This window comes from Deinococcus sp. AJ005 (genome assembly GCF_009017495.1).
In the GTDB taxonomy this organism is placed as follows: Bacteria; Deinococcota; Deinococci; order Deinococcales; family Deinococcaceae; genus Deinococcus.
Window position 1 is genome coordinate 1,175,030 of record NZ_CP044990.1, and the last position, 21,199, is coordinate 1,196,228.

General features: G+C 64.4%; 22 protein-coding genes and 1 other RNA gene. 15 read left to right on the forward strand and 8 right to left on the reverse strand.

The window, feature by feature from the left end:
• The first annotated feature begins 8 nt into the window (after positions 1–8).
• Positions 9–1,178 (forward strand): diaminopimelate decarboxylase, encoded by a 1,170-nt coding sequence (lysA, locus tag DAAJ005_RS07535; RefSeq protein WP_151846575.1) that lies wholly within the window; start codon positions 9–11, stop codon positions 1,176–1,178.
• Positions 1,179–1,194: 16 nt separating this feature from the next.
• Here the strand turns inward: lysA and DAAJ005_RS07540 are convergent, their stop codons facing one another.
• A complete protein-coding gene (locus tag DAAJ005_RS07540) occupies positions 1,195–1,947 on the reverse strand; it encodes a carbonic anhydrase (RefSeq protein ID WP_151846576.1) in 753 nt (250 codons plus the stop codon).
• A 79-nt stretch (positions 1,948–2,026) separates the two neighbouring features.
• Here DAAJ005_RS07540 and DAAJ005_RS07545 point away from each other — a divergent pair, with 79 nt between their 5' ends.
• Entirely contained in the window at positions 2,027–2,428 is a 402-nt protein-coding gene (locus DAAJ005_RS07545; protein WP_151846577.1) for a hypothetical protein, read from the forward strand.
• Between the two features lie 130 nt (positions 2,429–2,558).
• Here DAAJ005_RS07545 and ffs read toward each other — a convergent pair.
• From ffs to DAAJ005_RS07560, 3 genes are all read right to left on the reverse strand, one after another.
• Positions 2,559–2,657: signal recognition particle sRNA small type (gene ffs, locus DAAJ005_RS07550), an RNA gene on the reverse strand.
• Positions 2,658–2,806: 149 nt separating this feature from the next.
• Positions 2,807–3,382, reverse strand: a complete 576-nt coding sequence (locus tag DAAJ005_RS07555; RefSeq protein WP_151846578.1) for a molybdenum cofactor guanylyltransferase — start codon at positions 3,380–3,382, stop codon at positions 2,807–2,809.
• A gap of 6 nt (positions 3,383–3,388) precedes the next feature.
• Entirely contained in the window at positions 3,389–4,855 is a 1,467-nt protein-coding gene (locus DAAJ005_RS07560; protein ID WP_151846579.1) for an aldehyde dehydrogenase family protein, read from the reverse strand.
• 213 nt (positions 4,856–5,068) lie between these two features.
• Here DAAJ005_RS07560 and DAAJ005_RS07565 point away from each other — a divergent pair, with 213 nt between their 5' ends.
• From DAAJ005_RS07565 to DAAJ005_RS07575, 3 genes are all read left to right on the forward strand, one after another.
• Positions 5,069–5,527, forward strand: a complete 459-nt coding sequence (locus tag DAAJ005_RS07565; protein ID WP_151846580.1) for a superoxide dismutase — start codon at positions 5,069–5,071, stop codon at positions 5,525–5,527.
• Between the two features lie 172 nt (positions 5,528–5,699).
• Complete coding sequence (gene proS, locus DAAJ005_RS07570) at positions 5,700–7,199, forward strand: proline--tRNA ligase (RefSeq protein WP_151846581.1); 1,500 nt, start codon at positions 5,700–5,702, stop codon at positions 7,197–7,199.
• A gap of 146 nt (positions 7,200–7,345) precedes the next feature.
• Positions 7,346–8,146 carry a class I SAM-dependent methyltransferase gene (locus DAAJ005_RS07575; RefSeq protein WP_151846582.1) on the forward strand — a complete coding sequence of 267 codons (801 nt, stop codon included), beginning with the start codon at positions 7,346–7,348 and terminating at the stop codon, positions 8,144–8,146.
• A 67-nt stretch (positions 8,147–8,213) separates the two neighbouring features.
• Here the strand turns inward: DAAJ005_RS07575 and DAAJ005_RS07580 are convergent, their stop codons facing one another.
• Both DAAJ005_RS07580 and DAAJ005_RS07585 read right to left on the reverse strand, forming a co-directional pair.
• Complete coding sequence (locus tag DAAJ005_RS07580) at positions 8,214–9,149, reverse strand: magnesium transporter CorA family protein (protein ID WP_151846583.1); 936 nt, start codon at positions 9,147–9,149, stop codon at positions 8,214–8,216.
• Positions 9,150–9,494: 345 nt separating this feature from the next.
• Positions 9,495–10,607 (reverse strand): GTP pyrophosphokinase family protein, encoded by a 1,113-nt coding sequence (locus DAAJ005_RS07585; RefSeq protein WP_151846584.1) that lies wholly within the window; start codon positions 10,605–10,607, stop codon positions 9,495–9,497.
• A 63-nt stretch (positions 10,608–10,670) separates the two neighbouring features.
• Here DAAJ005_RS07585 and DAAJ005_RS07590 point away from each other — a divergent pair, with 63 nt between their 5' ends.
• From DAAJ005_RS07590 to DAAJ005_RS07615, 6 genes are all read left to right on the forward strand, one after another.
• Positions 10,671–12,584: an N-acetylmuramoyl-L-alanine amidase gene (locus tag DAAJ005_RS07590; protein WP_151846585.1), complete on the forward strand. Its 1,914-nt coding sequence runs from the start codon at positions 10,671–10,673 to the stop codon at positions 12,582–12,584.
• A 121-nt stretch (positions 12,585–12,705) separates the two neighbouring features.
• The gene (locus DAAJ005_RS07595; RefSeq protein WP_151846586.1) at positions 12,706–13,293 is read left to right on the forward strand and encodes a hypothetical protein; all 588 of its coding nucleotides are present in this window, start codon (positions 12,706–12,708) and stop codon (positions 13,291–13,293) included.
• Between the two features lie 59 nt (positions 13,294–13,352).
• A complete protein-coding gene (locus DAAJ005_RS07600; protein WP_151846587.1) occupies positions 13,353–13,697 on the forward strand; it encodes an inorganic pyrophosphatase in 345 nt (114 codons plus the stop codon).
• A 10-nt stretch (positions 13,698–13,707) separates the two neighbouring features.
• Positions 13,708–14,421: an SDR family oxidoreductase gene (locus DAAJ005_RS07605; RefSeq protein ID WP_151846588.1), complete on the forward strand. Its 714-nt coding sequence runs from the start codon at positions 13,708–13,710 to the stop codon at positions 14,419–14,421.
• Entirely contained in the window at positions 14,418–15,368 is a 951-nt protein-coding gene (locus tag DAAJ005_RS07610) for an NAD(P)/FAD-dependent oxidoreductase (RefSeq protein WP_151846589.1), read from the forward strand. The genes DAAJ005_RS07605 and DAAJ005_RS07610 overlap by 4 nt, the downstream gene beginning before the upstream one ends.
• A 19-nt stretch (positions 15,369–15,387) precedes the next feature.
• Entirely contained in the window at positions 15,388–16,008 is a 621-nt protein-coding gene (locus tag DAAJ005_RS07615) for an HAD family hydrolase (protein WP_226342686.1), read from the forward strand.
• 13 nt (positions 16,009–16,021) lie between these two features.
• Here the strand turns inward: DAAJ005_RS07615 and DAAJ005_RS07620 are convergent, their stop codons facing one another.
• Together DAAJ005_RS07620 and glyA are read right to left on the reverse strand one after the other, a co-directional pair.
• Positions 16,022–17,161 (reverse strand): HD-GYP domain-containing protein, encoded by a 1,140-nt coding sequence (locus DAAJ005_RS07620; RefSeq protein WP_151846591.1) that lies wholly within the window; start codon positions 17,159–17,161, stop codon positions 16,022–16,024.
• A 130-nt stretch (positions 17,162–17,291) separates the two neighbouring features.
• A complete protein-coding gene (glyA, locus tag DAAJ005_RS07625) occupies positions 17,292–18,527 on the reverse strand; it encodes a serine hydroxymethyltransferase (RefSeq protein WP_151846592.1) in 1,236 nt (411 codons plus the stop codon).
• A 266-nt stretch (positions 18,528–18,793) separates the two neighbouring features.
• Here glyA and pheS point away from each other — a divergent pair, with 266 nt between their 5' ends.
• From pheS to DAAJ005_RS07645, 4 genes are read left to right on the forward strand one after another with little or no spacing between them, the layout of a single operon-like run.
• Positions 18,794–19,825 (forward strand): phenylalanine--tRNA ligase subunit alpha, encoded by a 1,032-nt coding sequence (gene pheS, locus DAAJ005_RS07630; protein ID WP_151846593.1) that lies wholly within the window; start codon positions 18,794–18,796, stop codon positions 19,823–19,825.
• A 3-nt stretch (positions 19,826–19,828) separates the two neighbouring features.
• Entirely contained in the window at positions 19,829–20,278 is a 450-nt protein-coding gene (locus tag DAAJ005_RS07635) for a hypothetical protein (RefSeq protein ID WP_151846594.1), read from the forward strand.
• A 2-nt stretch (positions 20,279–20,280) separates the two neighbouring features.
• Positions 20,281–20,781 carry an NUDIX hydrolase gene (locus DAAJ005_RS07640; protein ID WP_151846595.1) on the forward strand — a complete coding sequence of 167 codons (501 nt, stop codon included), beginning with the start codon at positions 20,281–20,283 and terminating at the stop codon, positions 20,779–20,781.
• Positions 20,778–21,185, forward strand: a complete 408-nt coding sequence (locus DAAJ005_RS07645) for an NUDIX domain-containing protein (protein WP_151846596.1) — start codon at positions 20,778–20,780, stop codon at positions 21,183–21,185. The genes DAAJ005_RS07640 and DAAJ005_RS07645 overlap by 4 nt, the downstream gene beginning before the upstream one ends.
• Positions 21,186–21,199 lie beyond the last annotated feature (14 nt).

A 21,199-nucleotide genomic window follows, 5' to 3' on the forward strand; every position in this document is an offset into this window, starting at 1 on the left:
CCGTCCCAATGTCTGGCCCGACTTGCTACCCTCCTCGCGTGACCCTTCCCACCGCTGCCCTCCATGACGCTGCCGAACGCTTCGGCACGCCGCTGTACGTCTATGACGCCGCCGAGTTGGACGCCGCTCTGGCGCGGGTGCGCTCTGCCTTTGGCACGGCGCGGGTTTACTACGCCATGAAAGCCAACCCCAATCTCACGCTGCTGCGCCGACTGCACGCTGCTGGGGTGGGTTTCGAGTGCGTCAGCCCCGGCGAGATCGCCCGTGCGGAGGAAGTCGGTGCATCCGGCCCGCAGATTCTGGTCAACGGCCCCGCCAAATCCGACGCCGAATATGCGGCTGGCGCGCGGCTGAACGCAACATTCATCGTGGACCGTGAAGAAGAGGTGGCCCTGCTGCCCCCCGCCTCACGCGCGTTGGTACGTGTGAATCCAGCGTTGGAGGTCAGCACCCATGACCATCTGGCGACGGGCGCAGCGGGCAGCAAGTTTGGCGTGACAATGGCCCAGGCCCCGCGCGTGCTGGACGCCCTGCGCGACGCTGGACACACCGCGCTGGGGTTGCACGTCCACATCGGCAGCGCGATCCGGGACGCCCACGACTTCACGGCGGCCTTTGGGCGTTTGTCCGAAATGCGGGAGCAGACCGGGCCGCTGGACGTGCTGGACGCGGGCGGGGGTTGGGGCCTGGACGCCGATCTGCACGGCATTGCCCGTGAAGCGCGGGCCGCTGCCTCGGCCTTCGGTGCGGAGTTGTGGGTGGAGCCGGGCCGCTATTTAGTGGCGCGTGCTGGAACGCTGCTCACGCGCGTCGTGGGCACCAAGCGCACCGGGCGTAACTTCTGCCTGGTGGATGCGGGCATGACTGAACTGCTGCGGCCCATGCTGTACGGTGCGGTTCATCCGGTCACGCCGTTGTGGGACGGCGGCGAGGTGGGGACATGGGACATCGCCGGACCCGCCTGTGAAAGCGGCGATCTGCTGGCGCGAGACATCTCCATGCCTCAGCCCACGCGCGGCGCACTTGTGGCCATTGGGGAGGCCGGGGCCTACGGCGCGGCCATGAGCAGCAACTATCTGACCCGCTCTAGACCCCCTGAAGCGTTATGGGACGGCACGGTTTGGACCCTGATCCGCCGCCGCGAAACCCCGCAGGATGTGTGGGCAGCGGAAGTTTAGGCGAACTGCTCTTGCCCTACGGCTGTAAATCCGCCTCGTCCACCAGAAAGTCCACCGCGCCGCTGCCGATCTCGTAGTAGCCGCCGATTACCTGAATCTGGCCGCTGGCCTCCGCTTCCCGGATCACGGGTTGCTCTCGCATGGCCTGCACCTGATGGCGCACGTTGTTCAGCACGGCCTCGCGCATGCGGGCTTTTTTGTCGCGGATGCGCGGCATGTCCACCAGACTGGGTGTGATGCGGTGAATGATGCTCTGGAGGTTGTCCGGCTCCTGGGCAATCTGCTCGGGGGACAGCATGGCGGCCGCCACCGCCCCGCACGATTCGTGGCCCATCACCATGATCAGATGCACGTCCAGATGCCGGATGGCGTATTCCAGCGTGCCCAGCCCCGCCTCGCCCACCACGTTGCCTGCCACGCGCACCACGAACAGGTCTCCCAGGCCCACATCAAAGACCAGTTCCACCGGCACGCGGCTGTCGCTACACGCCAGCACGGCGGCGTAGGGCGTCTGACCCATGATCTGCGCGCGGCGTTCATTGACGTCCAGCTCAGGCCGCCCGCTCTTGCCGCTGAAGAAACGGGCGTTGCCGTCCTTCAGTGCCTCGATGGCCCCGGCAGGCGTCTGGATATCGGTGTGGTGGCGCAGCGCGGCGATGTCTTCCATGCTGGCCCCGCGCCGGATCGCGTCCAGGATGCGGCGTTCCAGTTGGGCGGTGGACTGTCCAGCGTTCTGCGCGGGCGCTGGGGCGGCAGGAGAAATGGTCATCTGTGCCGAGTCTAGCCGCTCTCCTGCCCCATGCCCATGCCCTGTCCACAGCGGCGCCCCCCTACCCTATCCTCAGGGCATGACCGACACCTCAGACGAATTCGGGGCCGAGGACCTGACCACAGATGAACCCACCACAGACGAACTGCTGGAGCGGTACGCCATGCTGCGCGACACCATCCAGGGCCTGGAAACCGAGCGCGAGGCGCTGGGCGCACAGCTCAAGTCCGCCCTGGCCGAAGGCGAGCGCGCCGAGACCGATCTTTACCGCGCGGTGCTGAAGATCTCGCGCCGCGTTGAATACCCGCTGGACCGTTTCCGCGAGGTCTTCGGCGACGCCGCCGCCCTGGAAGTCGCCACGGTGGACCGCAAAAAGGCCGACGCCCTGGCCGGGGCAGGCGATCTGGACGGGGACCGCCTGCGCGAACTGGGCGTGGTGCGCGAGATTCAGGTGCTGACCTTGCAACCAAAGACGCGCTGAGTGCGTGGTCTGAACGTCAAAAAGTCTGAAGGTCTAAACGCGAGGACGGAGCTTCCCTTGTGCGTTCAGACCTTCAGACGTTCGGACATTTCGACGGCGGGATGCCCCGCCCATAATTGAGCCAAAAAAAGCATTGCCGGTGAGCAACGGCACCCGCGAATCATCCCTTATGGCTGCTGCCTTCCGGCCCTGACCAGGTTCGAGCGTTCACGCTGCGCTGCGCCAGCAATGCGCTGTAGAAGATAGCACAGTGATTTGAGGCGTCAAGGAGGGGTGGGATCTTCCGGTGAAAGGTTCCTGGGCATCCAGATGCATAACTTGACGCTGCCGGCATACTGCGCTATGTTATATCTCAACACCGCCGAAGAGGCGGATTTTTTATGTCTTGAGTTCTGCATTGGCAATCAGCATAGCCAGATCGCCTAGAGTGTTCACGTTCCGCAGGGCAGGGGAGAGGCCAGGCACCAGAACTGTCTTTTCGGGCAGGGCAGCCAGCTTCAGCCGCCGTTCGCCAGCCTCCAGCAATTCAGTCACGCGCTCCAGCAACTCGCGACGGTACAGCCCTGCCAGCGGTTGGGGCCGTCCCTCTGCATCCAGCGGCAAGACGGCCAGAGCGTCCGGCGTGCGCGCCAGCGCGAGCGTGGCCCAGAAGTCTGGCGTCAGGCCCGGCAGATCGACGCCCGTGAAGGCCAGCCATCCGGTTGAGCTGTGACTCAGAGCCACTTCCAGTCCGGCCAGCGGTCCCTCGCTGGGGCGGGTGTCGGGAACCACCTCCCAGCCGTCCAGTCTGTATTTTCCGGCGGGGGCAATCAGCAGGCGTTCAGGGCAGCCCTGCAAGCTGGCGGCCACATGATGCAGCAGCGGTTGCCCGCGCAGCAGCGCCAGCGCCTTATCCGAGCCGAAGCGGCTGGAGCGGCCCCCGGCGGTGATTGCCGCTGTGAAGTCCCAGCTCATCTCCTGCTACTCGCGCGGCCCGGCCTGACGCTCCAGCAGGCGCAAGGCCCAGGCGGTCAGGCGCGGCAGTGGGCGGCCATACGGCGGGTACATCAGGCGCACGGGCGAGGGCTTCGGCTCGCGCAGGATGGCCCGCTCGTGGCTGAAGGTGCGGAACCCGTGTTCGCCGTGGTAGTTGCCCATGCCGCTGGCTCCGACGCCGCCGAAGGGCAGGTGCGGGTTGATCAGGTGGATCACGGTGCCGCCTACCACCATGCCGCCGCTGGTGGTCTCATGCTTGACCTGCTCGACCGCCGCCTCGTCCTCCGCGAACAGGTACAGCGCCAGCGGGGGGTCCAGGCGGCGGATCAGCGCCAGCGCGTCCTCGAAGGTGTCGTAGGTCAGCACCGGCAGCACCGGGCCGAACAGTTCCTCACCCATCAGGGGCATATCCGGCGTCACGCCCGTGACCACGGTGGGCGAGATAAAGCGCGCCTCTGGATTGAACTCGCCGCCCAGCGCCACCCGCGCGCCCTGTTGCACGCTGCCATCGGTCAGCTTTTGCAGGCGCTCCACGCTTGTGCTGTCCACCATGCGCCCATAATCTGGCCCGGCCCGCTGCCACATGCGGTCCCCGTAGCGCCGGGCGATGACCGCGTCCAGTTCCAGTACGAAGGCGTCGCGCATGTTGGCAGGCAGCAGCACGTAATCGGGGGCCACGCAGGTCTGCCCGGCATTCAGCAGCTTGCCCCACGCGACACGCTCAGCAGCCGTCTTCAGGTCCGCGCTGGGATGCAGCAGGGCTGGGGACTTGCCGCCCAGTTCCAGCGTCACGCTGCTCAGGTTCTGGGCGGCAGCGGCCATCACCTTGCGGCCAACCGCGCCGCTACCGGTAAAGAAGATGTGGTCAAAGGGCAGCGTGGTCAGCGTGTGGGCCACCGCGCCGTCGCCCTCCACCACGGCCACCAACCGTGGCTCGAAGACGCCTTCCAGCAGTTCCTTTAAAGCCCGCGAGGTGTGCGGGGCCTTCTCGCTGGACTTGAGGATCACCGTGTTCCCTGCCGCCAGACTGGCGATCAGCGGCGACAGGGCCAGATTCACCGGGTAATTCCAGGGACTCAGGATCAGCGTGACGCCGCGCGCCTGGAAACGCACCTCACTCTGTGCCCCAGCCAGCATTAGCGGCGTGGCGATCCTGCGGGGGGCCATCCAGCGCGGCAGGCGGCGGATGATGAACTGAAGCTCCTCCAGCACCGGGTGAATCTCGGTGAGTTCGGATTCGGCGCGACTCTTGCCCAGATCCAGGGCCATCGCGTCGGCCAGTGCCACGCGCCCGGCCTTGATGGCGTCGTGCAGCCGCCGCAGCACCGCTTGCCGCTCGGCCACGCCCGTCTGCGCGGCCCGCCAGCGCCAGTCCTGCTGGGTCTGGAACAGGGTCTTCAGCTCAGTTTCGGAAGGTTGCGATACGGCGGGTGGGGGCAGGGTGGCAGTCATGTCAGAACCTCGCAGAAGGTGAGAAGGAAGGGGAATTGGACTGAGTATAAGTCGTGGCATTGATGCCGCGTATGTGTGATCGGGACGCCTCCCTTTACGCAGGGAAGCCGTCTTAAGCTCTCCGTTACAAAGCGGGCGAAACGACACTCAGGGTCAGCACGAGGAAGCACACTGCGAGACGAAAGACAATTCAACGCTCACGGAGGCACACCCATGAAAAATATTCTTATTCTGCCCGCAATGGCCCTCGCCCTCAGCTCCTGCTCGATGATGGCTGGCAACATGATGATGAAGCCCTACACCCTGGCCAAGCAGCCCGCCGGAATGGCCCTGGCTTCCAGCGGCACGGTGGAGTCTAAGATGAGCGGCACGACGGTCATGACCACCGCCAAGGTGATGGGTCTGGCCCCCAGCACCTACTACGTGGCCCATTACCACCTGATGGGCACCAAGAGCGCCAACCCCTGCGACAGCGGCGGCGACGCCATCATTGCCAGCAAGCTCGTGGGTCAGACCGACGCCGCTGGCATGTTGACCCTCAGCGGCAGCGTGGAAAAGTCCGTGATCATGGACGCCAAGTACTTCAACATCCACACCGCCACGGGCGCGGACGGCACCCCTGCGGACGGAGGCGTGACCTGCACGTCGCTCGACGTGGCGATGCTGAAGTAAGCTCCATAGCTTTTGGGTGAACCCCTGTCTGGCCCCGTGCCGGGCAGGGGTTTTCTCTGTTCTGGAGCCGTGAAAGCTGGGAAAACGATCGGGAACTGGAAACCCGCCTGAGTTCTCCGTCCCATTGAACCGTTTGAAGGTCAGCCCCCCTGGCCCGCTATCATGGCCCGCGATGACTCAAGACGGCGGCAAGGGCAACAAGGGGCAGGACAAGAAGGCGCAGCAGTACGGCGTCACCCCCCAGAGCGTGGATTTCAACGACTGGTACAACGAGGTGGTCAAGAAGGCCGATCTCGCGGACAACAGCCCGGTGGCCGGGGCAATGGTGGTCAGGCCCTACGGCAGCGCGCTGTGGGAAAACATCGTGCGCTGGCTGGATGACGGCTTCAAGGCGTCGGGCCACGAATCGCTGATCTTCCCCACACTGATTCCCATGAGCTTCATCATGCGCGAGGCCGATCATGTGGAGGGTTTTGCGCCCGAACTGTTCACGGTCAGCAAAATTGGCACTGAGGAACTGGCCGAACCCTACGTGATGCGCCCCACCTCCGAAACCATCATCGGGCACATGTGGTCCGGCTGGCTCAACAGCTACCGCGATCTGCCCTTCCTGCATTATCAGTGGGGCAGCGTGTTCCGTGCGGAGTTGCGGACCAAGGCGTTTCTGCGGACCTCCGAGTTCTACTGGCACGAGGGCCACACCGCCCATGCCGACGAAACCGAGGCGCGCGCCGAAGTTCGCATGATTCTGGACCTGTACCACGAATTCTGCCGCGATGTATTGGCCCTGCCTGTGGTGCGCGGCGAGAAGTCGGCCTCCGAACGCTTTGCCGGGGCAGTGGCGACGTACAGCATCGAGGGCATGATGCGCGACGGCAAGGCACTCCAGAGCGGCACGTCTCATTATCTGGGGCAGGCGTTCAGCAGGGCATTCGACGTGAAGTTCCAGACGCGTGAGCAGAAGGAAGACTACGCCCACACCACCAGTTGGGCCATTTCCAGCCGGATTATCGGCGCGCTGATCATGACCCACGGCGACGACGCAGGCCTGATGATGCCGCCGAACATCGCCCCGATTCAGGTGGTCATTGTCCCTGTGGGCCGCAAGGACAACTTCGATGAGATGGTGGCCGAGGGTGAGCGGCTGGCTGCCCAGCTCACGCAGAACGGCATCCGCGTGAAGGTGGACAAGCGTGACGGCGTGACCAACGGCTTCAAGTACAACGACTGGGAATTGAAGGGCATTCCCGTCCGCATCGAGCTGGGGCCGCGCGATCTGGAAGCTGGGGTGGTGGTGGTCAAGAACCGCAACTCCGATGAGAAGGAGACGCTGGAACGCGATCTGGCGGTGGGCGGTATGGCCGAGCGGCTGGAAGGGATTCAGGCGTGGCTATTGAAGCGTGCCACCGATTTCATGCTGGACAACACGGTGACCGTGGACAATTACGACGAGTTTAAAGCGGCTATCGAGGACGGTAAATGGGTGCGCGCCTTCCACTGTGGCGATCCCGAAAGCGAGAAGAGCATCAAGGAAGAAACCAAGGCTACGGTTCGCAACGTCCCGCTGGACGACGCCGAGTTCTTTGCCGAGCGCGAGGAGGGCGGGGTGTGCTTCCACACCGGGAAGCCTGCGGCCTACGGCAAGCGGATTCTATTCGGGCGGCAGTACTGAGCGTCAAGCTGGAAGGCGAACCCCTCAGTCAGCTTTGCTGACAGCTCCCCTCAAGGGGAGCTGAGAAAAGCTTACCTCCCCTCAAGGGGAGGTGGCCCGAAGGGCCGTAGGGGTTCGCCTTCCACCTCAACCGCTATCCTCCCCTCATGTCCTCCTCGCCCGCTGAAGTCGCTGCCCAGTACGCCACCGAGCGCCACCTGCGAACCCGCATCGGGACGCACGAGCGCTATAGCGTGGGGCCGGGGCTGGAGGCGACGGTGGACCGCCTGCTGGACCTGAGTGGCGACGAGGCTTTGTTGGATGTCGGCACAGGTCCGGGCGACTTTCCGGGACGGCTGCGGCAGGAAGGCCACCGGGGGCGCATCGTCGGCGTGGATTTCTCGGCAGGCATGGTGGAGCGGGCCGCCGAGAAATATCCAGACGTTGAATTCCAGCAGGGGGACGCGGCGGCGCTTCCCTTTGCGGAAGCCAGTTTCGATGTCGTCACCGCCCGCCACATGCTGTACCACGTTCCCGATGTCGCGGCGGCACTGGCTGAATTCAGGCGCGTGCTGAAACCCGGCGGACACTTTCTGGCCGTGACCAATGCCTTGGGTTACATGGCCGAACTGTGGGAGGCGGTGGCGGAGGCTGGAGCCGTTGAACCTGCCGTCAATGCCCTGCTGGACAGCAAGGCAGGATCAGCCGTCTTCTCGGAGGTTCAGGGCGAGGAGCTGGTGCGCGCCGCATTTGGAAACGTGCAACTCGACTTCATCGAAAATGCGCTGGTCTTCGCCACGCCACAGCCAGTGCTGACCTACCTGGAATCCATGACGGCGCTTCAATCGCTTGCGCCAGATGAGCTGGAGCGGGTGCGGACGGCGTTGACCCATGCGGTAGAAACCCGGATGCAGGGCGGCGAGTGGCGCGTGTCCAAGCGGGTGGTCTTCATCACAGCTCGTCGTTAAAACATTGAGCCTGCTCCGCCCCTTTACCACGGGAAGAGGGTGCCGCGTAGCGGCGGGTGAGGGGTCTCTAAAACACCCGCCACCGGTAAAACAGATAGCCCACCCCCGCCGCCAGCCCCGCCGCCAGCCCCAGTACGATCCACATCCCGTTGGGATTGTCGTGGAACGGCACTGGAACGTTCATGCCGAAGATGCTCGTCACCAGTGTGGGAATCGCCACCAGAATCGTGGTGATGGTCAGCACTTTGACCACCTGATTGACGTTGTTGCTGATGACGCTGGCAAAGGCTCCGGCCATGCTGGTCAGGATGTTGCTGGCAATCGACGCCATCTCGATGGCCTGCAAATTCTCGATCAGCACGTCGTCCAGCAATTCGCTGTCTTCCTCGTACATCTCGAAGATACGGTCCCGTTTGACGCGCTCCATCATGGCCTCGTTGGCTTTCAGGCCGGTCATGAAGTACACCAGACTCTTTTCCAGCTTCAGCAGGTTCAGCAGTTCGCGGTTCTGCTGGCTGTTTTCCAGCTTGTCCTCGATCACGTCCACGCGCTTGTTGATCTGGCGCACGTCGATCAGAAAGCGCTGGGCATTTCGCAGGAACAGTTGCAGCGTCAGGCGGTTCTTCTTGACCGTGCTGACGCGCCTCACCAGACCACTGATCACGTCCTTGATGACCGGGTTGTCTTCCAGCATGCACACGGTCACCAGACAGTGATCGGTGTGCAGAATGCCCAGTGGCACCGTGTCATACGGAATATCGCTGGTGTCGGGCAGGCGGTAGCTGGTCTGCATGATGATCAGCAGGTTGCCGTCCTCGCGCTCGAAGCGGGAGCGTTCGTCCGGGTCGAGGGGGTAGGACAGGTAATCCAGTTCCAGACCCGTCTCGCGGCTAATTCGGGCCAGTTCTTCGGGGCTGGGATCGGAGGCGTTGATCCAGCAGCCGTCAATGTAGCCTTCGGCAACGTTCAGCTTGCCGCCGATGCTGCGGTAGTACGTCAGCACGGGCCGCCCCCCGCGTTCAGTCTGGTCTGGGTTGTGATTTGGTGCATGGCGTCCTCCAGGCAAGGGATGTCGTGAGGCTTGATCTGGTCAGGTCCGGGGTCTGCGGACACAGCTTGTGGCACAGACTGGGCGGTTCGGCTTCCAGCGGTTCAGGGTTCACGTCTTCACCTCCTTGTGTGGGGGACGCGGGTGGTGGGAATGCTGTTTGAATGTTTGTCTCGGGGGTTCGTCGCAGTTGCTCGCAGGCCAAGGCCCGGCGCAAACGCCATGCTAGCCCCCGGACAGGCCAGAGACAAGCTGGTCAGGGACAGGCCGCACAGGCCAGGAAAAGCAAAGGCCTTTGCGTCAGGTGTGACGCGGGTCAGGGCCTGCCGCGCCGATCACCCCGGCGTACGCGTCCAGCACACTGTCCACCAGTTGCTGCGCGCTCAGCACACCGGACATGTCCAGCGCCGTGATGATCTCCTGGGGATTCAGGCTGGGATTGGCGCAGGCGCGCAGCAGGGCGTGATTGACCAGCGCGGTGCCGGGGCGCACGCCGCCCGCAGGCAGCCAGGCTTCGGGCAGGCGCGGCAGCAGGCGGGTGGCAAAATTCAGAATGTCAGCCCGGCCCCGCCGCAATTCGCCCAGCAGCCCGCCCACCGAATGCACGCCCACATAGTGCAGCAGCGTGGCCAGGCGCTGGGGCCGTTCCGGGTCCGGCCAGCGCGTCAGCAGGGGCACACCCAGCGCGCTGGCCACTGCCTCGTCCAGATCACGTACTGGCGAGACCTCCAGCAGATGTTTAATGCTCTGGGCGTCAATGAACACGCTGTCTGGCTCGTCACGCACCCGTTCGGGCAGGGTCTCGGCGTAGTCGCGAGATAGCCGGTCCAGGGCCATGAATTCCTCGTCGGCCATTTCCAGCAGCCCGGCCAGCCGGTAAAAGCGGCGCTGGACCTCGCGCGGCACGGCCTCGCGGTTCTTGTAGCCCAGGTCATGCTCGATCTCGGCCCAGGCGTGCTGAAGGATCGAGCGAATCTGCACCTCATAGTGTTGTGGCGGCTCGGTGACGTGGGGCACGAATTGCTCTACCAGATGCGGCACCCTCACCACGTAATGCACGCCCATGTACCCGAAGCGGTCCGGGTCGTGCATCATGCTCTTGTCTACCGAATGCTCCCAGTTGATCTCGTGGTGGGCTTCCAGCAGCCGGGACACAGCGGCCACGTCCGACTCGAAATAGGTGATGACGCGCACGGCCACCAGATCAGTCACGTCTTCCAGCGTGCGGTAGCGCCCCGGCTTGCGGCGCAGCTTGTCGGCCAGACTTTCCGGGCGCTTCAGGCGACCCGTGATGTTGTGGATCTTGAGGCCCGCCTCACCGATAAGCTGCGTGGTGTGCGCCAGCGCCGCGTCCCGCAGGGCGGCGTACTGGGCCTCGCGGGCCTGATAGGCCGTGACCAGGGGGTCATTCATGGATAGGCGCAGAATACGCTGCCTTCAAGTCATTCGTGCGCCGGGCGTGCTAAACATTCGCTTATGCGTTTTCGCTGCACCCTGCCCGCCCTCGCCCTGCTGGCCCTGACCTCTGCCGCCTGGGCTGCCCCGAATGTGTTCGTCGCCTACCCGGATGCGGGCCACCGTGTCGCCTACGATCACGTCATTCTGGAGGGCAGCGTGACCCCCGGCGCGAGTCTGACGGTGGACGGCAGGGCTGTGAAGGTCGGCGCGGACGGCCTGTTTATGGAATGGTGGCCGCTAAAGCCCGGCACCAACGATCTGCGGCTGATGGCGCGTCAGGGGGGCCAGTCTGGCGTGACCACCCTGAAAGTGATTCGCACCGTCTTCAAGGCGACTCCGGCGCGGCCCACGGCCATCGACGCCGGAAGCGCCCAACCCAGAGAAGTGCGCGAGTTCTGGGACCTCGCCGGAGACTCGCCCGCAGAGCGCAGCGTTCCCCTGGCCTTTCAGGGTTCGCCGGGGGGCCGCGCCTCCTACCGACTGGGCAAGGCCGCCCCCGTCGCCATGCGCGAGGGGCCAGCCGGAACGTACCGCGCGACGTTCGTCGTGCCCACCCAGGCGGAATTCAGACAGGCCATCTTCACCTTCACCCTGACGGGAAAGGATGGCAAAACGGTGACGGCGGTGGCTCCGGGCCGCGTCAGCACGGGCGGCGGAATACGCCTGGGCACGCAGAAACCCGGCAGCGTGCTGGGGCTGGGCCTCAACCAGTCCATCTTCACGGTCACCGATCTGGACGGCGGCGCGATTCTGTATCCACGCGGTGGTATGACCTTTGCGCTGGTGGGCCGTCAGGGCGAGGATGTGCGCGCCCGTCTGGCCCCCGGTCAGAGCGCCCTGATCACGGCGGAACAACTGGAGATCACGCCTGGAGCTGTGGCGCTGGCCGCTGGTGGGGCCATCACGCTGGACGGCACGGCCATGCCGGAAGTGCCCGCCGAGCCTCTCGTTTCTGAGCCTCCCCAAGAAGTTTCGACGTCGCAGTCGGATGAAATTGCGCCCGTCGAGAGCGTCCCTGCCGTTCCCAAACGCAGCGCTGAGCCTGTCTCCATCGCGCCCACCTCTGACCTGCGCGTGCGGATTCCGCTGGGCGGCGCGCGGCTGCCCTTCAAGCTGGAGCAGGAGGACGGTGGACGGCGGCTGGCGGTTACCCTTTACGGAATACTCGCGCAACCCCTGTCCGGGCCGGAGGGCGCTGCCGCGCTGCTGGCCGGGGTGGAGGTCCGCCCCGTGGCGCTGGGCGTGACGCGCGTGGCGCTGAATCTGAATGCCGTGCAAGCCTGGGGCTTCACTGCCAACTATGACGGCCCCGATCTCGTTCTGAGCGTCAGGCGGCCCCCGACTCTGAATCCGCTGAGGCCACTGGAGGGGCGGACCATTACCCTCGATCCGGGCCACGGCGGTAGCCAGAACGGCGGAGCGGGCAGCCTGCGCGTGCCGGAAAAGGGGCTGGTGCTGCCTATCGCCCTGCGCGCCGCCGAACTGCTGCGCGGGCTGGGGGCCACGGTCAACCTGACCCGCACCGCCGACGTGACCCTGGGCCTGTACGAGCGCGGACTGAGTGCCGAGTCTTCGCAGTCCGATCTGCTGGTGTCCATCCATGCCAATGCCCTGCCCGACGGGCGCGACCCGCGCGGCATTCGTGGACCGGAGGTCTATTTCACCTACCCGCAGGCGGGGGCGCTGGCGGCGAGCATCCTGGGTCAGTTGCGCGCCCGCTTGCCGGACCTCGGCCCTGGCGCGGGCCTGAAACCCGGCGCTGATCTGGCCCTGACCCGGCCCACGGCCCAGATCAGCCTGCTGGTGGAAACCGCTTACCTGACCGACGCGGGCAACTTGCGCGCGCTGAGCAGCCCGGAAGGCCGCGAGCGCTTTGCCCAGGCCATTGCCGGGGGAATCGCGGATTTCTACGCTGGGCAGGTGGGGAAGTAGGGTGTCTGAAAGTCGAAAGGTCAAAAGGTCTGAAGGCAAGAGTGTTTAGACGTTCAGACTTTTAGACCTTTCCACCGCTCCCTTCAGACTCTCATCAACCCGGCCCGCTAAGCTGGGGCGCATGAAGCCCCGCGCCCTGTTGCTGACTGCCCTGCTGACCCTGCCCGTTCTGGCCGCCGCGCAGGACACCACCCCCGTCACCCTGCCCGAGATTCCCCCGGTCATGACCCCGCTGCCAGTGTCGCCGCCTTCCGTGCCGACACTCCCTGCACCCACCCCGGCCATGCCCACCGCGCCGTCTACCCCCGCGCCCGCCGCCGTAGCGCTGCCGGACGTGCAGGGCAACCTGTTCGTGCCGCGTACCGTGACTGGCAAAGTCAACCTGACCTTCACCGTTCGCAGCAGCCGCGCCACGCCGATCACCTTCAGCGTGCGGCGCGACAACGAGCAGAACTGCTCCACCGCCCCGCAGGTGCGCGTGCTGGAGGTGGGAACGCGCGCCGTGGTGTACCCGCTGTCCGGCGCGTCCCCCCGCCTGTGCGCCCAGGATCTGGAAACCAAGACTGCCGCCGCCAAGGGCAACGTGACATTCACGCGCGAGCTGGAACTGGCCCCCGGCGAGTACATGGTGGAAAGCTGGCTGACTGGTTTTGCGGGCGATCTGCTTGTCAAGGTGCCCGCCGCGCCCATGCGAATCACCGTCAAGTAAGAGCTAGCCTTCTGGGCCGCCGGGGTGATGATGCCCCGGCGGTTTTCTATGCTGTTCGGATGAAGCCTGATCTCCTCGCGTACCTGGGACGGCGCGTCCTCGTGCGGGTGGAATGTCCTCTCGGCAGCGTTCACCCGCCCCACCCGAATATCGTTTATCCCATCAATTGCGGCGAATTGCCTGGCACCGTCAGCGGAGACGGGTACCCCATTGACGCTTATCTGCTGGTCTGGCCCGAACCCATACAGGAGGTCTGGGGAACGGTTATCGCCGTCATCGTCCGCCACGACGACACGGAGGACAGACGGGTGGCGGCACGCCCCGGAACGGGCTGGACGCATGAAGAGATCATCAACGCCACTCGGTTTCAGGATCGATATTTCCAGACGGCCCTGGCGCGCTAGCCTCCCCGTCATGAGTCCCAGCAATCCAGAAAAAAGCAGCACCGCAAGGCCCGTTACCCTGATTACCGGAGCGTCCGGCGGTATCGGCAGTGCCCTGGCCCGCGCGCTGGCGGGCACCCACGAACTGATCCTGGGCGGGCGCGGCGGCGCGACCCTGAACGCCCTGTGCGCTGAAGTCAGAGGCCACCCGTTGGTCCTTGATCTGACGCGACCGGAAACGTTTGCGCGTGCGCTGGCCGGACTGGGCCGGGTGTCCAACGTCGTCCATAACGCTGGGGTGGTGGAGCTGGGCGCGGTGGCGGAACAGGACCACGCGGTCTGGACCCACACGCTGGCGGTGAACACGGTTGCGCCCGCCGAACTGACCCGGCTGCTGTTGCCCACGGTGCGCCAGGAACGCGGCACCTTTGTCTTCGTCAACAGCGGCGCGGGACTCAGCGCCAACGCGAGCTGGGGCAGCTACGCGGCCAGCAAATTTGCCCTGAAAGCCCTGGCCGACGCCCTGCGCGGCGAGGAAGAGGCCAACGGTGTGCGCGTGACCTCGCTGTATCCGGGCCGCACCGCCACCGAGATGCAGCGCAAGGTGCGCTCCCAGGAAGGGGCCGAGTACACGCCCGAAGCCTTTATCGATCCGCAGACGCTGGCGGCCACCATCGCCTTCGTCCTGAATGCCCCGCGCGACGCCACCCTCACGGACCTGACCGTCCGGCCCGGCCCCCAGTGACGCGAGATTACGACGTGGTGATCGTGGGCGCTGGCCCCGCTGGACTGACGGCAGCCCTGACCCTGGGCGGCGCGGAACGGCGCGTGCTGCTGCTGGACGGCGGCCCCCCACGCAACGCCCGTGCCACGGCAGCCCATAACGTCTTCACCCGCGACGGCTGCGCGCCCACGGACCTCAAGGCGCTGGGCCTGCACGATCTGAAGCCATATGACGTGACCGTGCTGTATACGCCCGCCCGTGAGGCCAAACCCTTCGAGGAAGGATTCGCCATTCGCCATGACGGCGGCTGGGCCAGGGCGAGGCGGCTGCTGTTTGCCAGCGGCGTGCGCGACAAACTGCCGCATATTCCCGGCCTGCGCGAACGCTGGGGCATCACGGTCCACCACTGCCCGTACTGCGACGGCTGGCCCAACCGCGACGCGAAGCTGGGCGTGCTGGGCAGCCATCAGGAGGGCCACCATCTGGCGCTGAATGTGCGTGCCTGGGCCGAGGAAGTCAGTTTGCTCACCGACGGCCCCGACGAACTGACTGAAGAGCAGCGCGAGGATTTGCAGCGTATCGACGTGCCCCTCTACACCCAGCCCGTCGCGCGGATCAGCGGGAAAGACGGCGTGACCGTGCATTTCCGCAATGGCAAGCGGCTGGATCTGGAAGGGCTGTTCCTCAATCCCACCCAGGTACAGAACAGCAGCCTGCCCGCCGCACTGGGCTGTGGGCTGGACGCCAAGAGCCGCGTGACGGTCAGCGAGAACGGCATGACTTCCGTGCGCGGCATCTGGGCCGCCGGGGATATGGCCGGAGCGCCGCAGTACGTCACCAACGCCGCCGCCAGCGGCATGACGGCGGCAGTCAGCCTGAATACCACCCTGATCCACGAGGACGTGCGGGCGCGGGGTGCGGCCTTCCACAAATCGCCGCACGAGAACCCGCAGGTAGGCGTGGCTTGAGGGCCAGGCTTTGAAAGCGGTGCTGTTCGATCTGGACGGCACCCTGCATGACCGCAACGCCACTATTTTCCAGTGGCTTAAGGGACACACGCGGCGGTTTGGCCTGCCTGCCCCCTACGCCGCCCGCTTCCTAGAACTGGACGATTTCGGCTACCGCCCTAAATCCGAGGTGATGCCTCTGCTGGTGCAGGAATTTGGGCTGGCGCATCCGGCACAGGCATTGCTAGACGACTTCTCCGATCACGCCTTCACACATCCTGTCCTTATGCCGTACGCCCACGAGATTCTGGCCGAGTTGCGACAGCGAGGCGTCCTGCTGGGCATCGTGACCAACGGCTGGGAAATCAAGCAGCGACAGACGCTGGACGGGCTGGACCTGACCCGGCGGGTGGACGACATGGTAATCAGCAAGGCCGTGGGCCTCAGCAAGCCCGATCTGGCCATTTATCGTCTGGCCCTCTCGCGGCTGGGTGTGACGGCTGCCGATACATGGTTTGTGGGCGATTCGCCGCGCAACGACATCACGGGGCCGCAAGCTGTGGGCATGCGGGCAGCCTTCCTGGGCACCGGACATGCGCTGGCAGGGGAGAGGCCGGACGCTGTTCTGGGCGATCTGCGGGATGTGCTGTTCCTGCTCTAAGGGTTCCCGCTGCTCAGGCGGATTCCGGCAAACCGCTGGCGTCGGCCAGCACGTCCAGCAGCGCGGCCACCACCTGTGGATCGAAATGTTGGCCGCTGGCCGCCTGGATATGGCTCAGGGTTTCGGTGATGGTCCAGGCCTGCTTGTAGGGCCGCACGTTGGTCAGGGCGTCGAATACGTCGCAGACGGCAAAAATACGAGACAGCAGGGGAATCTGCTCGCCGCACAGGCGCTGCGGGTAGCCTGCGCCGTCCCAGCGCTCGTGGTGTCCGGCGATCACGTCCAGGGTGGCGGCGGGCAGGAAGGGCAGGTGCCGCGCCAGGGTCACGCCGTCGGTGACGTGCAGCTCCATGCGGGCGCGCATTTCTGGCGTCAGTGGACCGCCGTGCAGGAGGATCGAATCAGGGACGGCCACCTTGCCGATGTCGTGCAGGTACGCCCCCCAGCGCAGCGCCCGCATCTCGCCCGCCTCCAGCCCGAAATGCTGACCCAGCCGCAACGCCAGTGCCGTGACCCGGTCCGTGTGGCCCTGCGTCTCGGCGTCGCGGGCTTCCAGCGACAGGCCCATCGCCCGCAGGGCACCCTCGTGGGCGGCATGTTCGCGTTCCTCGGCGTCCAGACGGGCGGCCAGCAGGGTCAGCAGGCCGGTCACACTGTCGATCAGATGCCGCTCGGGTACAGACCAGTCGTGGGGCTGAAAGATGTGGGCCAGCAGCGCGCCCACCAGTCGCCCGGCGCGGTCATGGATCGGCGCGGCAATCAGCGCGCACACGCCCAGTTCCGGGAATCCGCTGGCTGTTGGCTCGCCGTCCGTGTCCTGAAAATAAAGGATGTCTGGCGAGGCTTCCAGGGCGCCGATCAGCGGCAGATGGCGTGGTAGACCGTGGGCCAGCAGCGCGTCCATCGCCGGTCCTTCCGGCATCACGCCGCTGGCCGCGCGGGCGTGATAGGCCAGCGTGTGGTCTGCGAGCTGGAAATACCCCGCCCCCACCGCCGAGGTCTGGGCCACCAGCGCGTCCAGTACCGGGGCCATGGCGCTGCCCAGGTCAGGCGCATTCAGGCCCAGCCGCGTGAGCTGCAAGGTCAGTTCTAGCACTCCGGGTTCGTGTGGGCCTCGGAACCCGGTCGGCGCTGGGACGGAAGCGAGACTCATGACAGCAAGCTAGTCCCGCCGAACTGACAGTGTTCTCACAGAGCTTGAAAATGAGACGAGAGGGGTACGGCATTCCGTCTCTAGGCCAGTAAAAACCCCTCCGTGAAGAGGGGGATGGGCCTGAGGAGCTTCAGGGCAGCGGGAAGCCGCCTGCAAACGCGTGAACCTCGTCCTTCACGTTCTCGCCCTTGAGCGCCCGGTCGATCAGATCGGCAATTTTAGGCATGTCGCTTTCCACCATGCCGCGCGTGGTCACAGCGGGCGTGCCGATGCGAATGCCGCCGCCGTGCAGGATCTTTTCGGTGTCGTAGGGCAGGGTGGACTTAGAAATGGTGATGTGGTTGGCGTCCAGCGCTTTGGTGGCCTTGGTACCGTTTAGGCCGTGTGGGCGCAGGTCGAGCAGGAAAAGATGGTTGTCGGTGCCGCCAGAGACGACGCGGTAGCCCTTGTCCTGAAACGCGGCGGCCAGCGCCTGTGCATTCTTGATGATCTGCTGGGCGTAGACCTTGAATTCGGGTTGTAGCGCCTCGCCGAAGGCAATCGCCTTGGCCGCGATGATGTGTTCCAGCGGTCCACCCTGATGACCGGGGAACACTGAACGGTCCATCTTGGCGGCCATCTCAGGATCACTGCTCAGCAGCAGGCCGCTGCGGGGGCCGCGCAGGGTTTTGTGCGTGGTGGTGGCGACGATGTGCGCGTGCGGCAGCGGACTGGGATGCACGCCAGCGGCCACCAGTCCAGCGATGTGCGCGATATCGGCGAACAGGATTGCGCCCACTTCATCGGCGATGGTACGGAACGCCTCAAAATCAATGGTGCGGCTGTAGGCGCTGGCCCCGGCGATGATCATCTGCGGCTTGTGTTCGTGCGCCAGACGGCGAACCTCGTCCATGTTGATCAGTTCAGTTTCAGGGCTGACCTTGTAACTGACCACCGTGTAATTCTTGCCGCTAAAATTCACCGGGCTGCCGTGCGTCAGGTGGCCGCCGTGCGACAGGTCCATGCCCAGCACGGTGTCGCCGGGTTTCAGCAGTGCGCCGTACACCGCGATGTTGGCGCTGCTGCCGCTGTGGGGCTGCACGTTGGCCCAGGTTGCGCCAAACAATTCTTTGGCCCGCTCAATCGCCAGCAGTTCCACCTGATCCACCACTTCGCAGCCGCCGTACCAGCGCTTGCCGGGGTAGCCCTCGGCGTATTTATTGGTCAGCACGCTGCCCGCCGCCTCACGCACGGCGGCGGACGTGAAGTTCTCGGAAGCGATCAGTTCCAGCCCGGTGCGCTGGCGCTCGCCCTCCTGCGCGATCAGGTCAAAGATGGCCGTGTCACGCGGGGCGGACGGAATCTGGGGGCGCTCGGCAGTCGTCATGACCTCACGGTAACACTGCCGCCAGTGGGAAAATGGGCGTCTGTCTTGGCAGCACAGACGGGGCGGGCTGTGCGTTTAGAGGAGCGGGGATTTCTCTGTGCCAATCCTCTCTCTCCTCTTCTGCTACCCTGATCCCCATGACGCCCCAGCCCGGTACACTTTCGCTTTTTACTTGCGCTGGGGTTTCGCTGACTTAAACGAGTCCAGCGTGTCACCCCGCCTACTGCATGTACGGCGGGGCTTTTTTGTGTCAAAGGGGAGAGAGAATGTCAGACAACCATCAACAGGAAGCACTAGAAGCGATTTCACAGGCGGACACTTTGGAGGGCTTGCAGGCCGTCAAAACCAAGTATGTGGGCAAGAGCGGTCTGGTCACAAAGGAACTCGGCGCACTGGGCAAATTGCCGCCGGAGGAACGCAAGGCACGCGGCGCACAGATCAACGCCGTGCGGCAGGCCATTGACGCCGCGTTGACTGAACGCGAAGTGACTCTCAAACGCGCCGCGCTGGACGCTCGCCTCGCCTCTGAGGCCATTGACGTCACGCTGCCCGGTCTGCCGCTGCCCGCTGGCGGTCTACACCCCATCAACCGCGTGTATGACGACTTGACCCGTATCTATGAGCGGCTGGGCTATGCGGTGATCGAGGGGCCGGAAGTGGAGGACGAACACCACAACTTCGAGGCGCTGAACGTGCCGTGGTATCACCCCGCGCGTGACCTTCAGGACACCTTCTGGCTGGAGGATGGCCGCCTGCTGCGGACGCACACCAGCCCCATGCAGATCCGCTACATGGTGGACCACGAACCCGCCCTGAAGATCGTTGTGCGCGGCAAGGTCTACCGCTACGAGGCCACCGACGCCACCCACGAGGCCATGTTTCACCAGTTGGAAGGTCTGGTGGTGGGCGACGGTATCAGCATGGCGGACCTGAAAGGCACCATCGCCGAGATGGCGCGTGGGTTGTACGGGCCGAGCGCGAAGGTGCGTTTCCAGCCCAGTTACTACCCCTTCACTGAACCCGGCGCGGATTTTGCCGTGTGGTGGGAGAACCCGCGCGGCGAGAGCAAATGGCTGGAACTGGGCGGCTGCGGCATGGTTCACCCGAACGTCTTCAAAGCTGTGGACGACTTGCGCGAGGCCGAGGGCAAACCGCGCGTCTACGAGGGCAAAACGGGCTTCGCCTTCGGGCTGGGGCCAGAGCGGATTGCCATGCTCAAGTACGGCATTCCCGATATTCGCTACTTCTACGCCAATGATCCCAGGGTGCTGGGGCAATTCCGGGGGGAATTGGGGTGAATCGTGTTTGTCCTGTCAGTGGGTGAAGATGTCTCAACAGTTGACGCGCTTAAGTTGCTCGCTTGGGTTTACGAGGGGAGCATCCAAAAGGGAGATATCATTACTTGTTTGGCGAGTCTGAGAGTAACGAGTTACGGATGGACCGAGGACTCGGAAACCCAATTATCCTACAAAATTAAAGATATTCAGCCAGTGGAAATAAAGGTCAATAAGATTGAAAAGGTTGGCGAATGGCAATCAATAGATAGTGGCTACTCTGGAGCATTTTATCTGGAGGCTGTTTCAGACGAATGCGACAGCTTTTTGCGCAGTCTTCTTGAAGATAATGAGTTTCAGACTGAGAGCGTGAGGCAACAGGCAACGCATGAACAGCCAGTTGAACAGGCAGAAATTCTCTTATTTGACAGTCGCTCCACTGCCGATGCCTATCTTGAAGCACTTCCGCAGAGGTAGATATGTCCGAAACATTCGCCATCCCCTGCGTCGGCGCAATCATCACCCGCGAAGTCGGCGGCGTGCGCTGCCTGCTTATTCAGGAACGCCGCAAACTGGGTGCGGGCATTGAAAACGGAATGCTGGAAGTGGCGGCGGGCAAGGTCCGTGAATACGAGAACGTTTTTGACGCTTTGCGCCGCGAGGTTCACGAGGAAACGGGTTTGCGCCTGACTCACATTGAGGGTGAGGAAAACGCTGTGACCCGCACCGTGAACGGTTACAAGGTCATGAGCTACACGCCGTTTTGCACCACTCAAAACCTGTCGGGCGGCTATTCCATCATTCTGCATAGCTTTACCTGCGAGGCGGAAGGCGAACCAGTGACACAGACATCTGAAACCCGGAATCTGCGCTGGATGCCGCTGGACGACTGCCGAACCCACCTTCAAAACCGCCCCGAAGATTTCTATCCCCTTCACATCAACGCGCTCAGCCTGTATCTGGGCCAGGAGAAGCCATGAGACCCCGCGCTGTCGGAATCCTCCTTAATAATGAAGACCAAGTGCTGCTGATGCTGCGAAACAAAGCGGGCAGCGCCTACGCCACGCTGCCCGGCGGCGGCATTGAACCCGGCGAAACCCCCGCTGAAGCTTGCGCCCGCGAACTGATGGAGGAAGTGAATCTGGTGGTGGCGGTGGGCGAGGAAGTGCTGGTGCTGGACAATCTGGATAACCACGAACACTATTTTCGCGTGTCCTACGTCGCCGGTCAGATGCGCCTGGGCGACGGTCCCGAAGGCATCCGCAACAGCGCCGAGAACTCATACGCGCCCCAGTGGGTGAACGTATCCGAACTGGACGCCGTGAATCTGGTGCCGGAGCAGGTGCGCGGGGTGGTTCGAACCCTCGTCCAGAACGCTGGCTGACCCTGCATCCCCCT